The sequence below is a fragment of the Mesorhizobium sp. C277A genome, from assembly GCF_040324395.1.
GTDB lineage: Bacteria > Pseudomonadota > Alphaproteobacteria > Rhizobiales > Rhizobiaceae > Mesorhizobium.
Genome location: NZ_JAMYVW010000002.1, coordinates 5,371,414 through 5,385,623, shown reverse-complemented (window position 1 = coordinate 5,385,623; position 14,210 = coordinate 5,371,414). Strand labels below are relative to the sequence as shown.

General features: G+C 64.0%; 20 protein-coding genes. 4 read left to right on the top strand and 16 right to left on the bottom strand.

Annotated elements, in window-relative coordinates:
• Positions 1–70: 70 nt before the first annotated feature.
• The 3 genes from NKK52_RS26675 to NKK52_RS26665 form a co-directional block, all read right to left on the bottom strand.
• Positions 71–1,381 (bottom strand): ABC transporter substrate-binding protein, encoded by a 1,311-nt coding sequence (locus NKK52_RS26675; RefSeq protein ID WP_023671248.1) that lies wholly within the window; start codon positions 1,379–1,381, stop codon positions 71–73.
• 242 nt (positions 1,382–1,623) lie between these two features.
• Positions 1,624–1,965 (bottom strand): hypothetical protein, encoded by a 342-nt coding sequence (locus NKK52_RS26670; RefSeq protein WP_155923262.1) that lies wholly within the window; start codon positions 1,963–1,965, stop codon positions 1,624–1,626.
• Positions 1,966–2,077: 112 nt separating this feature from the next.
• Positions 2,078–2,986, bottom strand: a complete 909-nt coding sequence (locus NKK52_RS26665) for a LysR substrate-binding domain-containing protein (RefSeq protein WP_023671245.1) — start codon at positions 2,984–2,986, stop codon at positions 2,078–2,080.
• Positions 2,987–3,096: 110 nt separating this feature from the next.
• Here NKK52_RS26665 and NKK52_RS26660 point away from each other — a divergent pair, with 110 nt between their 5' ends.
• Positions 3,097–3,282, top strand: coding sequence for a hypothetical protein (locus NKK52_RS26660; RefSeq protein WP_023683594.1), 186 nt, complete (start codon positions 3,097–3,099; stop codon positions 3,280–3,282).
• A 35-nt stretch (positions 3,283–3,317) separates the two neighbouring features.
• Here NKK52_RS26660 and NKK52_RS26655 read toward each other — a convergent pair whose 3' ends face one another.
• Entirely contained in the window at positions 3,318–4,277 is a 960-nt protein-coding gene (locus tag NKK52_RS26655) for a sugar-binding transcriptional regulator (protein ID WP_023683595.1), read from the bottom strand.
• 219 nt (positions 4,278–4,496) lie between these two features.
• Here NKK52_RS26655 and NKK52_RS26650 point away from each other — a divergent pair, with 219 nt between their 5' ends.
• Entirely contained in the window at positions 4,497–5,129 is a 633-nt protein-coding gene (locus tag NKK52_RS26650; protein WP_023671242.1) for an HAD family hydrolase, read from the top strand.
• 81 nt (positions 5,130–5,210) lie between these two features.
• Here NKK52_RS26650 and NKK52_RS26645 read toward each other — a convergent pair whose 3' ends face one another.
• From NKK52_RS26645 to ureC, 8 genes are all read right to left on the bottom strand, one after another.
• Positions 5,211–5,978, bottom strand: coding sequence for a class II aldolase and adducin N-terminal domain-containing protein (locus NKK52_RS26645; RefSeq protein WP_023683596.1), 768 nt, complete (start codon positions 5,976–5,978; stop codon positions 5,211–5,213).
• Positions 5,979–6,104: 126 nt separating this feature from the next.
• Positions 6,105–6,737 (bottom strand): urease accessory protein UreG, encoded by a 633-nt coding sequence (gene ureG, locus NKK52_RS26640; protein ID WP_023671240.1) that lies wholly within the window; start codon positions 6,735–6,737, stop codon positions 6,105–6,107.
• Between the two features lie 13 nt (positions 6,738–6,750).
• Complete coding sequence (locus NKK52_RS26635; protein ID WP_023683597.1) at positions 6,751–7,191, bottom strand: DUF3995 domain-containing protein; 441 nt, start codon at positions 7,189–7,191, stop codon at positions 6,751–6,753.
• Entirely contained in the window at positions 7,188–7,859 is a 672-nt protein-coding gene (locus NKK52_RS26630; protein ID WP_023683598.1) for an urease accessory protein UreF, read from the bottom strand. The genes NKK52_RS26635 and NKK52_RS26630 overlap by 4 nt, the downstream gene beginning before the upstream one ends.
• Complete coding sequence (ureE, locus tag NKK52_RS26625) at positions 7,852–8,454, bottom strand: urease accessory protein UreE (RefSeq protein ID WP_023683599.1); 603 nt, start codon at positions 8,452–8,454, stop codon at positions 7,852–7,854. The genes NKK52_RS26630 and ureE overlap by 8 nt, the downstream gene beginning before the upstream one ends.
• The gene (locus NKK52_RS26620) at positions 8,451–9,056 is read right to left on the bottom strand and encodes a glutathione S-transferase family protein (RefSeq protein ID WP_023683600.1); all 606 of its coding nucleotides are present in this window, start codon (positions 9,054–9,056) and stop codon (positions 8,451–8,453) included. The genes ureE and NKK52_RS26620 overlap by 4 nt, the downstream gene beginning before the upstream one ends.
• A gap of 42 nt (positions 9,057–9,098) precedes the next feature.
• Positions 9,099–9,692 carry a hypothetical protein gene (locus NKK52_RS26615; RefSeq protein ID WP_023683601.1) on the bottom strand — a complete coding sequence of 198 codons (594 nt, stop codon included), beginning with the start codon at positions 9,690–9,692 and terminating at the stop codon, positions 9,099–9,101.
• A gap of 91 nt (positions 9,693–9,783) precedes the next feature.
• On the bottom strand, positions 9,784–11,496 hold the full coding sequence (gene ureC / locus NKK52_RS26610; RefSeq protein ID WP_031204061.1) for an urease subunit alpha: 1,713 nt from the start codon (positions 11,494–11,496) through the stop codon (positions 9,784–9,786).
• 180 nt (positions 11,497–11,676) lie between these two features.
• Between ureC and NKK52_RS26605 the strand changes: the two genes are divergently transcribed.
• Positions 11,677–12,039 carry a hypothetical protein gene (locus NKK52_RS26605; protein WP_023671233.1) on the top strand — a complete coding sequence of 121 codons (363 nt, stop codon included), beginning with the start codon at positions 11,677–11,679 and terminating at the stop codon, positions 12,037–12,039.
• A 123-nt stretch (positions 12,040–12,162) separates the two neighbouring features.
• Positions 12,163–12,660 (top strand): hypothetical protein, encoded by a 498-nt coding sequence (locus NKK52_RS26600; protein WP_023671232.1) that lies wholly within the window; start codon positions 12,163–12,165, stop codon positions 12,658–12,660.
• Between the two features lie 26 nt (positions 12,661–12,686).
• Here NKK52_RS26600 and NKK52_RS26595 read toward each other — a convergent pair whose 3' ends face one another.
• The 4 genes from NKK52_RS26595 to NKK52_RS26580 are packed head-to-tail and all read right to left on the bottom strand — an operon-like array spanning position 12,687 to position 14,191.
• The gene (locus NKK52_RS26595) at positions 12,687–12,992 is read right to left on the bottom strand and encodes an urease subunit beta (RefSeq protein WP_023671231.1); all 306 of its coding nucleotides are present in this window, start codon (positions 12,990–12,992) and stop codon (positions 12,687–12,689) included.
• Between the two features lie 8 nt (positions 12,993–13,000).
• Entirely contained in the window at positions 13,001–13,594 is a 594-nt protein-coding gene (locus tag NKK52_RS26590) for a HupE/UreJ family protein (protein ID WP_023683603.1), read from the bottom strand.
• Between the two features lie 29 nt (positions 13,595–13,623).
• The gene (locus NKK52_RS26585; RefSeq protein WP_023671229.1) at positions 13,624–13,878 is read right to left on the bottom strand and encodes a DUF1272 domain-containing protein; all 255 of its coding nucleotides are present in this window, start codon (positions 13,876–13,878) and stop codon (positions 13,624–13,626) included.
• A gap of 10 nt (positions 13,879–13,888) precedes the next feature.
• A complete protein-coding gene (locus NKK52_RS26580; RefSeq protein WP_023671228.1) occupies positions 13,889–14,191 on the bottom strand; it encodes an urease subunit gamma in 303 nt (100 codons plus the stop codon).
• Positions 14,192–14,210: the final 19 nt, after the last annotated feature.

The following is a 14,210-nucleotide window of genomic DNA, read 5'->3' as shown; positions in this document are numbered from 1 at the left end:
CCGCCCGAACTGGGACTCGGGCGGCCATCGCCGGTCAGGAGGCGACCGGCGTTCGGCACCGGGAGGAGCCTTACTTGATATAACCGCCTTCGGTCATGGTCGCGGTGGCGGCGTCCTGCGCCTGCTTGAGCGCGTCGTCTACGCTGGTCTGGCCGGCGAGCGCCGCCGAGAACAGCTGGCCAACGGTTGTGCCGAGGCCCTGGAACTCAGGAATGGCGACGAACTGCACACCGACATAGGGCACCGGCTTGACGGTCGGATGCGTCGGGTCGGCGGCATTGATCGAGTCCAGCGTCATCTTGGCGAACGGAGCCGCCTTCTGATACTCGGCATTGGCGTAGAGCGAGGAGCGCGTGCCCGGAGGAACGTTGGCCCAGCCTTCCTTCGAAGCAACCAGTTCTGCGTAGTGCTTGCTGGTCGCCCAGGAGACGAACTTCTGTGCGGCGTCTCCCTTCTGCGTGCCGGCCGGGATGGCCAGCGACCAGGCCCACAGCCAGTTGCCGCGCTTGCCCAGACCATTGTCGGGGGCCAGTGCGTAGCCGACCTTGTCCGCGACGGTCGAGTTCTTCGGGTCGGAGACGAAGGAGGCGGCGACGGTGGCGTCGATCCACATGCCGCACTTGCCCTGCTGGAACAGCGCCAGGTTTTCGTTGAAGCCGTTGGACGAGGCGCCCTCGGGACCGTCGGCCTTCATCAGGTCGACATAGAACTGCAGCGTGTTCTTCCATTCCGGCTGGTCGAATTGCGGCTTCCAGTTCTCGTCGAACCAGCGGGCGCCGAAGGAGTTCGACATGGCGGTGAGGAAGGCCATGTTCTCGCCCCAGCCGGCCTTGCCGCGCAGGCAAACGCCGTTCACGCCATTGGCGCGGTCGGTCATCTTGTCGGCGGCCTGCTTGATGAAGTCCCAGGTCGGGGCGTCGGGCATCTTCAGCCCGGCCTTCTCGATCAAGTCCTTGCGGTACATGACGAAGGAGCTTTCGCCGTAGAAGGGCGCGGCATAGAGCTTGCCGTCGACCGACAGGCCGCCGGCGATGGCCGGGATGATGTCCTTGGCGTCATAGTCGTCGCCGAGCTTGTCGAGCGGCAACAGCCAGTTCTGCTTGGCCCAGATCGGAACCTCGTAGGTGCCGATGGTCATAACGTCATACTGGCCGCCCTTGGTGGCAATGTCGGTGGTGACGCGCTCGCGCAGCACGTTCTCTTCGAGCGTGACCCAGTTGAGCGTGACGTCGGGGTTAGCCTTGGTGAAGTCGTCGGTCAGCTTCTGCATGCGGACCATGTCGCCATTGTTGACGGTGGCGATGGTGATGGATTCGGCATGCGCGGCGAAAGCGAAGGCGCTGGCCGACAACAAGCCCAGGGTGAGCGTGCGCAGTTTCATCAAATTCCTCCCATGAACCAAGATGAGCATTTGCCTTGGTAATGGGCAATTACTCACTTGGCATAAATTATGTCAAGCCAGATTCGATGCTGCAGCGCAGCACGCAAGGCGGAGCGCCGCGTTGCGCGCGTAGAGGATATTGAACGGATTTGGGAAGCTGTTTGCAGGGGATGTGAGAGCGCGTTGATGCCGACCCATCGCAACCCAATCGTCGCGCCAGGGGAGCGATAGGGCCGAGTCCATCAGCCGTGGGACGGGTAGCTTCCCACGGAATATTCGAAAACCCTGCCGTCGCGTGTTTGCTTGGCTCTGGTCAGCACTTCCGTCACCTGGATCCAGCTGGGCTCGTCCTTGCGCAGCCTAACTTCCCGGCCGATTGCCTTCACGGCAGCTTGAAACGGCGTAAATGCTTCGATCACCTGCGTCGTGCGCACGGTGTTGTTTTCAATTTCTTCGACGCGATAGACTTTCATCAGCCGGCTGATCGACCCTGTTTCAATCTGCAGACGATTGATCCTGCTCAATTGGGTCGTCACAAGCACAAGCCTATGCCGGGCGAGTGATATCGACAGCGTTTTTGTCAAGCTTGGTTAACCGGGTGGCCCGATCGCAGCTGTTTGTCCGCGAAAGCGAGCATTCGTCGCGGATCCATGGCTCGCTTTGCATCTCGGAAATCAATCCGCGAATCGCTCGCCCTCAGGCGCAGGCGATCTCGGCCAGGATCCAGTCCCGGAAGGCTTTTATCTTCGGCACGTTGCGACGCGCCGTCGGGTAGACCAGCCAATAGGCGTGGCCGTCGTCGCCGACCAGGTCGAAGGGCTGGATCAGGCGGCCGGCGGCGAGCTCGGTCTTGAACAATGCGGTGGTCAGGATCGCCACACCATGGCCGGCGATGGCCGCGTTCGCCTCATAGGCCTGCGCGCCCATGCTGGTGCCGGTGCGCCTGGCAAGTTCGTCCGCCGGGACGCCGGCAAGGGCGAACCATTCCCGCCACCAGATGTCGCCGGGATCGAGAATGGGCAGCTTGAACAGGTCGGCGGGTTCGTGGACGCCACCTATGGTGGCAGCGAGTGCCGGGCTCAGCACCGGGGTGAAATCGGCCTTGAACAAAAGATGGGTCTCCACTCCAGGCCACTTGCCGCTGCCGGAGCGGATAGCGATGTCCATGTCCTCGCGGGCAAAATCGATCACCCTGTTCGAGGTATCGACGCGCACCGCCAGCGACGGATGCGCGACCTGGAAGGAGCCGAGGTGCTGCGCCAGCCAGTTCGAGGCAAAGGTCAGCAGCGTCGAGACGCACAGCACACCATCGGCGCCCCCACGCGCGGCGGAATAGGCGCTTGAGAGCAGGCTGAACGCCTCGCTGACGGCGGGCGCCAGGCGCTGGCCGGGTTCCGTCAGCACAATCTGGCGCGGCTGGCGCAGGAACAGCGGCGAACCGATGCGCTCTTCCAGAAGCTTGATCTGGTAGCTGGCGGCGGCCTGCGTCATGCCGAGTTCCTGCGCGGCCTTGGTGAAGGAGAGATGCCGCGCGACGGCTTCGAACACCCTGATGGCCTGTAGCGGCGGCAACTGGGCGAGCTGTGGTGCCTTGAGATCGGGCATAAGCCCTCCTTATGGGTCGTGATCGACGTTTGATTGGCGGCAAGAGGCAATCAGGCCGATATCTGATGTCAACGATCAATCAAGTTCAAGCATAGCGGAGGCTGAAGATCATGACCACGGTACAGCAAAAGCTCCATTCGACCCCGGCGCAGAGCTGGTTTTCCCTGCTGGTGCATGAATTTTCCGTGCTTGTGCACCGCCGGCGCGGCTACGTCGACGTCCGGGAGTTGTCGCCGCATCTGCAGCGCGACATGGGTTTTCTCGACGGCAACGACCCGTCCGGGCGCTGCAAATAAACGTGTTGGATTTTATCGATGGGCCGCTTAATCTATCAGGAATCGTCGAGCAAGGCCGTGGCGGTCCGCTCGTCGGTGATGAGGCCATTGACCAGCCGGCGGTTCACAGCGGCCAGGATGCCCGGCAATTTGCGCTCGCCCATGGCGAGCGCAATGACCAGCGACTTTTCGCGTGACGGCAAGGCTGCCGACGATACCCGGTCGTTGGTGATGCCCTCGATCATGCGGCCTTCCCGATCGAACACCCAGCCGACGATCTCGGCGACGCCGCCAGCCTTTTGCAAAGCCTTCAGCTCGCTTTCCGAGATAAAACCGTCCTCGTAGAGCGGCGCCTTCGGGCCGAGATCGCCGATGCCGACAAAGGTGACGTCGGCTTCCGCGGCCAGCGCCAGCGTCGGTTGGATCATCGGCTGGGCAAGCAGCATCTCGCGCTCTTCCGGCGACGAGGCGATGACCGGCAGCGGCATCGGGAACGAGCGCGCCTTGACCCGGTCGGCCATGGTGAAGATGACGTTGTAGAAGGCGGCCGAACCGTCGGGCGAGATGTTGCCGGTCAAGGACACAACCTTGTGCTGCGAGCATTCCATCGGCGGCAATTGCTCGATCGCCGCCTTCAGCGTGCGGCCGGTGCCGATGGCCAAGACGATGGGCGTCGGTGACCGCAGCCGCCGCTCGATCTCGGCCGCGGCCGCCTCAGCAATGCCGATCGTGGTCGAGGATGAGGTCGGATCGCTCGGCACCACTTCGACCAGGTCGAGCGCGAAGCGCGACTTCAGCCTTGCGGCAAGGTCGAGGCAATTGGCGATCGGGTGGTCGACCCGCACCTTGATCAGCCCCTCCGACACCGCCAGCGACACCAGCCGCTGCGCCGTCTGCCGGGAAATGCCGAGCGTGGCGGCGATCTGGTCCTGGGTGTTGCCGGCAACATAGTAAAGCCAGCCGGCGCGCGCTGCCTCGTCCAGCCTGCTGCTGCCGCCATCTTGCCGCGAATTCAAAATGTGCCTCCAGCCCTGCCCCTTTGCGCGCCCTTGGGCGAAGCGTCATAGTCTTGCAGGGAATGTGTCGGCGCGCAATTGTCTATCGGCAGGGCAATTGCTTGCTGCTTCGATCCGGCCGCCGCGCGGCAACCAACCAAGCGAAAATCGCCAGCGGACGGGCTCGGCGGTTTATCTCCTGATACAAACGCTTTAAGGGGATCGGCAAAGGAGCCTCGCATGACGCCGAAAGCGGTTTTCTGGGATATGGACGGCACGCTGGTCGACAGCGAGCCGCTGCATGAGGCGGCCTTGGTGGCGGCGCTGCGCAGCGTCGGTATCACGCCGCCGGCCGACCTGCATGAGCGGGTGCTGGGCGTCGCCGCCGCACCGGTCTACGAGATGCTGCGCAGCGAGTTCGGCCTCGACCTGCCCTTCGACGACTGGATCGTGCGCAAATACGATCACTACATGCCGATGGCCGAGACGCTGAAGCCGCGCCCCGGCGCGATCGAAGTGTTCAACGAATTGCGCGCGCTCGGCGTGCAGCAGGCGGTGGTGTCCAATTCCGACCGGGTGATCGTCGATGCAAATCTGAGCGCCGTCGGCCTGATCTATCCCGGCATGCGCACGATCAGCCGAAACGACGTGCGCGAAGGCAAGCCGCATCCCGAACCGTTCCTGCGCGCCGCATGGCTGGCCGGCGTCGATCCTTCAGACGCGGTGGCCGTCGACGACAGCGTTACCGGCGCCACATCAGGCCTGGCCGCGGGGATGCGGACGATCTTCTGGCCGGAAGCGCCGATGGCAGGACCGAAGGGCGCTGTCGTGATCAACAGTGCGGAAGAGTTGCGGGCTCAGTTGGGACTCTGAGTGAGCCTATGAACGTCGGCGCTGCCCCTCATCCCCCTGGCGGGACCTTCTCCCCGTGAACGGGGAGAAGGGTGAACTCATTCAGCTGCGGTACACCGGCTCTTCGTCGTCGAGGATCGCCTTCAGCTCGGCGAGGTGACGCTCCGCCTGGCCGGGATAGTCGTCCATTTCGCTGGCGGCCTTTTCGGCAATGGCGTCGGACAGCGTGCGCAGCGGACGGCCGGTCCACAGCGCCTTGATGTAGGTCTCGGCGGCGCGTTCGAAATAGAACATGCGGTTGAAGGCGTCGGCGACGGTGTCGCCGATGACCATGACGCCGTGATTGCCCATCACCATCACCTTGACCTTAGGGTCGGTGAGCAGTTGCGAGCAGCGCTCGCCCTCTTCCTCGAAGGCCAGCCCGCCATAATGGGCGTCGACGACGTGGCGGTTGAAGAACATGGCCGAGTTCTGATCGATCGGCGGCAGGGTCGAGTCGGCCAGCGATGCAAGCACGGTGGCATGAATGGAATGCACATGCATGGTGCAGCGCGCATGCGGCACGTTGCGGTGAATGGCGCCGTGCAGGCCCCAGGCGGTAGGGTCAGGGGCGTTGGGACTGGTCAGCGTCTCGGGATCGTTGGCGTCGATCAGCAAAAGGTCGCTCGCCTTGATGCGCGAGAAATGCACCTGGTTGGGGTTCATCAGGAATTTGCTGCCGTCCTCGTTGACCGACAGCGAGAAGTGGTTGGCCACCGCCTCATGCATGTTGAGCCGCGCCGTCCAGCGGAAGGCGGCGGCAAGGTCGACGCGCTCCTCATAATAGGGCAGGTTGGTCAGCGTTTCCTTTTGCAGGCGGGCGATGCTCATCCGAAAACCTCCGTTTTTAAGAGAATGCCGCGCTCGGCCGTGGCCAGCAACCGCAAACTGCTGGGGCAGGCTGTCTTCGCATTGTCCGTTGTCCCAAAACCGCTACGCACTTTTGGGCGACATGCATTACGCCGCCGAGCGGGCCGACTGCAGCCCGCCATGTTCGACGATGAAGTCGATGACTTCCTGCAGGCCCTTGCCGCGCGACAGGTCGGTGAAACCGAACGGGCGCTTGCCGCGCATGCGGGCGGCATCGCTCTCCATGACATCGAGGTTGACGTTCACATAGGGCGCCAGATCGCTCTTGTTGATGACCAGGAAATCGGAACGGGTGATCGCCGGCCCGCCCTTCCTGGGGATTTCCTCGCCCTGGCAGACCGAGATGACATAGAGGGTCAGGTCGGCGAGGTCGGGCGAGAAGGTGGCGGCAAGATTGTCGCCGCCGGATTCGATGAAGACGATGTCGAGGTCGGGGAATTTCCTGTTCAGTCCGGCGATCGCCTGCAAATTGATCGAGGCGTCCTCACGGATGGCGGTGTGCGGGCAGCCGCCGGTCTCCACGCCGACGATGCGGTCCTCAGGCAGCGCCTGCAGGCGGGCCAGCATCATGGCGTCTTCCTTGGTGTAGATGTCGTTGGTGACGACGGCGATGGAGAAATCGTCGCGCAGCGCCTTGCAGAGCTTCTCGGTGAGCGTCGTCTTGCCGGAGCCGACGGGACCGCCGATGCCGATACGCAGGGGACCGTTGGCCTGAGTCATAGCGAAAAATCCGTCATGCCGAAAACTCCGTGATGGCGAGGATGGCGAAGCTGAGCCCGATCAACAGGCAGAGCGGCGAATAGAAGCTGACATCGAGCCGCGCAAAAGGCTGTTCCGGCGCCAGACGGCGCCACCACGGCGTGAAGCCGGCAATGCCGCGGCCGAGGAAGACCAGCCCTATGAGCAGCGCTGTGGCGGCAAGGCCTTCCCTTGGAAAGGGGGTGGCGAAGACCCCGGTCAGCGCCAGCGGCCACAGGGTTGCGAGGCACAGGCACGCGGCAACGGCGAGACAGGCAAACGGCGTCGGCATCTCGTCGACGCCGCGAAAGCCGACGACGGCGTGGGCGCAGGAGACGCCGTCCCTGCCCGGCCAGATGCCGCCAAGGCCCCAATAGACATGCAGCGCGGTGATCAGCAGCAGGACGGCCGAGAGGGCGAAGGCGAGGACGATCATGAGCGGAACAGCCTGGAATACTGCGTCTCGTGCTTCATCGCCATGATGTCGGAGATGAAGGCGCAGCCGCCGAGATCGTCCAATGTCGAGCCGGCGGCGCGCGCGGCCGTCGACAGCGCCAACGGCTCGAAGCCGGCGAGCAAGGCCATAGCGTCCGTCTGGCCGACGATTCCGAGTCGGATCGCCGCCTGGACGAGGTTGGAGAAGAAGGCCTGCAGGAAGGCCGACATCGCGTCCTGAAGCGCGATGCCGTTGCCGCCGGCAACGGCGCCGACGGCGACACAGTAGGCGCATTCGGCCGGCAGGCGGCCCAACACCGGATTCGCCCAAGCCGCTGCCGCTTTCAGGAAGGCGGCGCCTTGCAGCATGGTTTCGGTGTGACGCTCACGCGAGCCGGCCAGCGCTTCGGCGAGATCGGCAATTTCATGGAGATCGCCGCCGTCGCGGGCGCGGCGCCAGGCTTCCGTGAAGAGCACGGCGTCGTTCCAGCCCGAGCCCATCTCGACCAGCGTCTCCAGCCAGAAGGCGAGGCTGGCGGTATCGGCAACCAGCCCGTCTTGCCCGGCGCGTTCGAGGCCATGGCTGTAGGCAAAGCCGCCGACCGGAAAGGCCGGCGACAGCCACGCCATGAGCCGCAGCAAAGCGATGCCGGATGGCTGGTCAGTCATGATCGTGATGGTGCCCGTCATGGGAATGGCTGTGCGAATGCGACTCGCTGTGTGCGTGGGAACGTCCATCATGGGAATGCGCTTCGGCGTGCGCATGCGCATGGCCATGATCGTGACCATGCGCACCTTGGGCGGAATAGGCGCCGCGCACCGGCTTGAACGGTTCGGAGACTTCGCGGACCGTGGCGCCCAGCCCTTCCAGCATAGCCTTGATGACATGGTCGCGCAGGATCAGGATGCGGCCGGGCTCGATCGCTGCCGCCAGATGGCGGTTGCCGATATGCCAGGCAAGCTCCGTCAGATGCACCGCATCGCGGGCGCGGATATCATAGACCTCTTCGGGTGCCGCGGTGATCTCGACCTGGCCGCCATCCTCCAGCACCAGCCGGTCGCCATCGTTCAAGGTCACGGGCTCGGGCAGATCGACCAGCACCTTGCTGCCGTCGGCAAGCTCAATGGCGCGGCGGCGCAAATGACGCTCGTCATGGGGCAGGACGGCACGGCCGGATGGCGGCGTAGTTCCGGCAGTGCCGGCAGGCACCACCGAGACGGCCCGGGGGAACTTGGTGAAGTCGGTGTTCAGGTTGAGTTTCATCGCATGGCTCCACCGTTAGCCTGGGCTCTCGCACGGGCAGGCCGCGCCAGGACGCGGTCGAAATACGCGTTGACGCGCTCGGATTCGATCGGAAATTTTCCGGCGCGGGCCCAGCCGCCCATGTCGCCCAACAGCACGTCGACGGCGGAAAACCGGTCGCCCAGCGCAAACTCCCGATCCCCCAGCCGGCCGTCGAGCGCCTTGGCCTCCGAGGCGAAATCGTAGGCGGCGGCGGGGCCGACATCGACCCGCACGTCCTTCGGCAACAGGAAGCGGTGGCGCAGCTTGTTCCACAGCGGCGCTTCGAACTCGGACTGGGCAAAATGCATCCAGGAATCCATTTCGGCGCGTCCGGCCACACCTGGATTGGCGCCCATGCCTTTGTCGGCGTGCTTGTCGGCGAGATAGACGCAGATTGCCGCCGAATCAGTCACCGTCAGTTCGCCATCGATCAGGATCGGCACCTTGCCCGACGGGTTGAGCGCATAGGCTTCGGGCGAACGCAATTTGACCTCGACGAATTCATAGGGCTGCCCGAGTTCCTCGAGCATCCACAGAACGCGGCTGACGCGGGATCCACGCGATCCGATGGCCTTGTACATGGTTGAACCCTCTTTCCTGCGACCCTAAACCATAGCCACTGTTCAGACGATGGTGTCGAAGAGCCGCAGGATGAACGATATCTGATAGATCAGCGTGCCGGCGACGAATGCGATGTGGAAGCGGCGGTCACGCACCAGTATGGCGGCGATGCACAACACCACGAAAACCGGCGTTCGGAACAGATATTCATTGCCGTAGCGGGCGAAATGCTCGGGACCCTTCAGCAGCGTGTCGACGACGTCGAGCAGATAGGTCGTCGCCAGCAGGCCGAAGAACCAGCCACGGCGTGAATAGAAGAAATCCTCGTAGCTGGTGTAGTCGAGCATCGAATCCGGAAACAGCAGCGCGCACAGCAGGAACAGCGTGATGGCGTAGAAGATCAGGAACAGGTACTTGCCGAAAGTCCAGACCTCTATGGTGTAGAGGCCGAACTCCCACCACCAGAAATGCACCAGCAGCAACAGCATGGAGGCGACCCAGCCGAGGTGCACGGGATAGAGCCTGTACTGGCCGGGATGCTGGACGATTCGCGCCACCCCCGACAGCAGGCGAGCGACGCCAAGTCCGATCACCATGCCCATGACGATGCGGATATGCGGGAAGATGTCGTGGGCGGAGGCTATTTCGGTGACCATGACCTGCTACGCGGTTCTTTGAGCCGCATATTGCGGTGGGACCGACCGGGTCGCAACGGAATTTGCCGGGTCGATCAAATCGCCCCTCGCCTCAAAACAGGAAATACCGCTGCGCCATCGGTAGCACGCTTGCCGGCTCGCAGGTCAGTAGCTCGCCATCGGCGCGCACCTCGTAAGTCTCCGGGTCGACTTCGACATGCGGCGTAGCGTCGTTGAGCACCATCGAATGCTTGCCGATGCCGCCACGGGTGTTTTCCACGGCCACGAACTGCTTGTCGACGCCGAGCCGGCCATGCAGGCCTGAGTCCAGAGCCGCCTTGGAAACGAACGTCACCGACGAGTTGGTCCTGGCCTTGCCATAGGCGCCGAACATCGGGCGGTAGTGCATCGGCTGCGGTGTCGGGATAGAGGCGTTTGGGTCGCCCATCGGGGCTGCGGCTATCATGCCGCCGATCAGCACCATGTCCGGTTTGACGCCGAAGAAGGCTGGGTTCCACAGCACCAGATCGGCGCGCTTGCCGACCGCGATCGAACCGATGTCCCTGGACAGGCCATGCGCGATGGCCGGGTTGATGGTGTATTTGGCGATGTAGCGGCGGACGCGGAAATTGTCGTTGTTGCCGGTCTCCTGCGGCAATGACCCGCGCTGGCGCTTCATCTTGTCGGCGGTCTGCCAGGTGCGGATCGCCACCTCGCCGACACGGCCCATGGCCTGCGAGTCCGACGAGATGATCGAGAAGGCGCCGATATCGTGCAGAATGTCTTCCGCCGCGATGGTCTCCTTGCGGATGCGGCTTTCGGCAAAGGCGATGTCTTCAGGGATCGACGGCGACAGATGGTGGCAGACCATCAGCATGTCGAGATGCTCGGCCGGCGTGTTGACGGTGTAGGGCCGGGTCGGGTTGGTCGAAGACGGAATGACGTTGGGCAAGCCGCAGACCTTGATGATATCGGGCGCATGGCCGCCGCCGGCACCCTCGGTGTGGAAGGCGTGGATGGTGCGGCCCTTGATGGCGGCGACGGTGTTCTCGACAAAGCCGGATTCGTTCAGCGTATCGGTGTGGATCATCACCTGCACGTCGTAATCGTCGGCAACCGACAGGCAGCAGTCGATGGCCGCCGGCGTCGTGCCCCAGTCCTCGTGCAGCTTCAGCGAGCAGGCGCCGCCCAGCACCATTTCCTCCAGCGCTGCCGGCAGCGAGGCGTTGCCCTTGCCGGACAGGCCGATGTTCATCGGGAAAGCGTCGAAGGACTGGATCATGCGCGCCATGTGCCAGGGTCCAGGCGTGCAGGTGGTGGCCAGCGTGCCATGCGCCGGGCCGGTGCCGCCGCCGAGCATGGTGGTGATGCCCGACATCAGCGCTTCGTCGATCTGCTGCGGGCAGATGAAGTGGATGTGCGCGTCGAAGCCGCCGGCGGTCAGGATCTTGCCCTCGCCCGCGATGATCTCTGTACCGGGGCCGATGACGATGGTGACGCCGTCCTGCGTGTCGGGATTGCCGGCCTTGCCGATCGCCGCGATGCGGCCGTCCCTGAGACCGATGTCGGCCTTGAAGATGCCGGCCGTGGCATCGACCACCAGCGCGTTGGTGATGACCGTGTCGACCGCGCCGCCGGCGCGCGACACCTGGCTCTGGCCCATGCCGTCGCGGATGACCTTGCCGCCGCCGAATTTCACCTCCTCGCCATGGACGGTGAGGTCCTTTTCGACCTCGATAAACAGCTCGGTGTCGGCCAAGCGCACTCTGTCGCCGACCGTCGCGCCATACATCTGCGCGTAGGCGGCGCGGGTAATTCTAGCCATCAGTCAATGCTCCCCAAACGAGAGGCCGGCCGCAGCCGAACTCCACATCGTCGCCATCCAATGGTCATGCAATGACCCGCCCGGCGACACCTTCTGATCCCATTTGGCCGTTGAGGTGGCCGTGCCACCCCAAACCGCCCGTTTGCCAAACCCTTGGCCAAATCGATGAAAGGAAAATACATGCGCAAAATCATCGTTCTTGCAGCCGCCGCCACGCTGGCCTCCGCAACCGTAGCCGGCGCCCAGCAGCAGCCCACGCCGCAACCGAAGCCGGCAGCGCCCAGCGCTCAGCCGGCGGCGCCGGCGATCCAGAAGGTCAACATCGTCGATATCAGCGAATTGCCCAAAGCCACCCAGACGCAGGTCAATCAGGTGATCGCCCAGCGTGGCGATGCCGGGCTGCAGAAACTGCGCTCTTCGATCGACGCGACGCCGCAGATCAAGTCGGCGCTCGAAGCCAAGGGGCTCACCTCGGCACAGGTGGTCGCCGCCAGCATGACCACCGATGGCGCGCTGACCCTTGTCACCAAGAAGGCAAGCTGAAAGAAGCGCTTGGCGGGCCGGCACCCGGCCCGCCAGCCCACAGGGAACCTTCGCCCGACAGGAGGCGTTTCGTCCCTTTGGCGCCGAACGGCGTTGCACAGAAAAGTCCACCAGGAGCGAGCAATGCCTGTCTTTGCCGACACCAGATGGCTCCAGAGCCTTGCTGCCTGCGCATTTCTCGCAGCTTTCGGCCCACAAGCCGCGCAAGGTCTTGAAAGCGCTGACGCCGTCAACCGGGCCGACACCGTCAACAGGATCGTCGGCTCCGATGTCCGGCAGGAGGAGGCGCGGACGGAACCACAGACCAACAAGATCATCACCGCGATCGAGCGGACGCGTGAGAACATCGGCGCCGTGCGCAAGACGTCCAAGCTCGATACTGTGGATATCGTCTTCCTCACCGACGCGGCGCGCAGCGAAGGCGGCCCGCCGCCGGCCGTCGAGAGCAAGGTCGAACAGCATCAGGACGACATTGCGGAACTGCGCAAGGAGATCGACGCCAACGCCTTGCTGTTCAACGCCATCGATTCGCGGCGCGTGCTTACGGAAGACGTCCTTGCGGTGGAATTCGACGGCTCGGCAAGAATCGTCATCTACGCGGCGGCCAGGCCGTCGAACTGACCTCAGGGCGCTCGACCCCGTCGATCTCACAGCCTGCCCATGATCTTCTGCTGAAAACCGTAGACCTCGCGTTTTCCTCCGAACGGCACCAGCGTGACGTCCCGCTCTTGTCCCGGTTCGAAGCGCATCGCGGTGCCGGCGGCAATGTCCAGACGCATGCCGCGCGCTTTGTCGCGGTCGAATTTCAACCCCTCATTGGTCTCGAAGAAATGGTAGTGGCTGCCGACCTGGATCGGCCGGTCGCCGCTGTTGGCGACCTTCAGCGTCACCGTCGGCAGCCCCTTGTTGAGCTCGATGTCGCCGCTTGCGGTGATGATTTCGCCGGGAATCATCGTTAGCCTCACAAAACGCCGAAGACCAGGCCGCCGCCGACTGCAGCACAAGCGGCGCCAGCGGCGCGGGCAAGCCCGCGAAAGCGCATGCCGAGGCCAAGGCCGGCAGCGATGCCCATGGCATGGAGAAGTGCGGTGGCAACGGCAAAGCCGGCCATATAGTCAAGTCCACCGGCATTTTCCGGCACTTCGGTGCCGTGGGCATGGCCATGGAACAGCGCGAACAGGCCGATGATGGCGACTCCGGCCGAGACCGGCAGATCGACCGCCAACGCCACCAGCAAGCCAAGCGCGACGACGGAGGCAAGGATGCCCGGTTCGACGAAAGGCACCGGCACGTGGAGCATGCCGAGCGCGCCGCCGACCAGCATGACGCCGACAAAGGCCAGCGGCCAGGCCCGGATTGCCTTGCCGCCCTTGAGCGCCGCCCACAGGCCGACGGCTACCATGACGGTCATATGGTCGAGGCCGGACAGCGGATGCGCGAAGCCCGCCGCGAAGGACGAGGTCGTGCCGATGCCGACATGGGCATAGGCGGGCATCGCCGCCGCCAGCAGCAGGATCGCTGCAAGCGTGGTGCGTTTGGTTGAAGCAGAGATCATCGGTCTTCCCTTCGAAGTCACGAAAACAATCACGCAGCCTTGCGCGGGCCGCAGCCCTCGGCCTTGAGCACGCGTTGGGTCGAGGCCGGATATTTCACCAGTTTCTCCACTGGGCGGATCGGGCGTGCGGAAAAATTGCCGCCGCAGTTCGGGCAGACGCCGCCCAGCACATGTTCAGCGCAGTCAGCGCAGAAGGTGCATTCAAAGGTGCAGATCAGCGCGTCCGCCGCTTCCGGCGGCAGGTCCTTGTCGCAGCATTCGCAATTCGGTCGCAGCTCCAGCATCGTTTTCTCCTCACCTGATCGGTTCGTGAACGGTCACCAGCTTGGTGCCGTCGGGAAAGGTCGCCTCGACCTGCACGTCGTGGATCATCTCGGCGATGCCTTCCATCACCTGCGCGCGGGTGATGACATGGGCGCCGGCCTCCATCAGTTCGGCGACCGGGCGGCCGTCGCGGGCGCCCTCGACGACGAAATCGGTGATCAGCGCGATCGCTTCGGGGTGATTGAGCTTGACGCCGCGTTCCAGCCGCTTGCGCGCCACGATCGCCGCCATGGCGATGAGCAGCTTGTCCTTTTCACGCGGCGTCAGGTTCATGCGCTTTCCTGGATTTGGC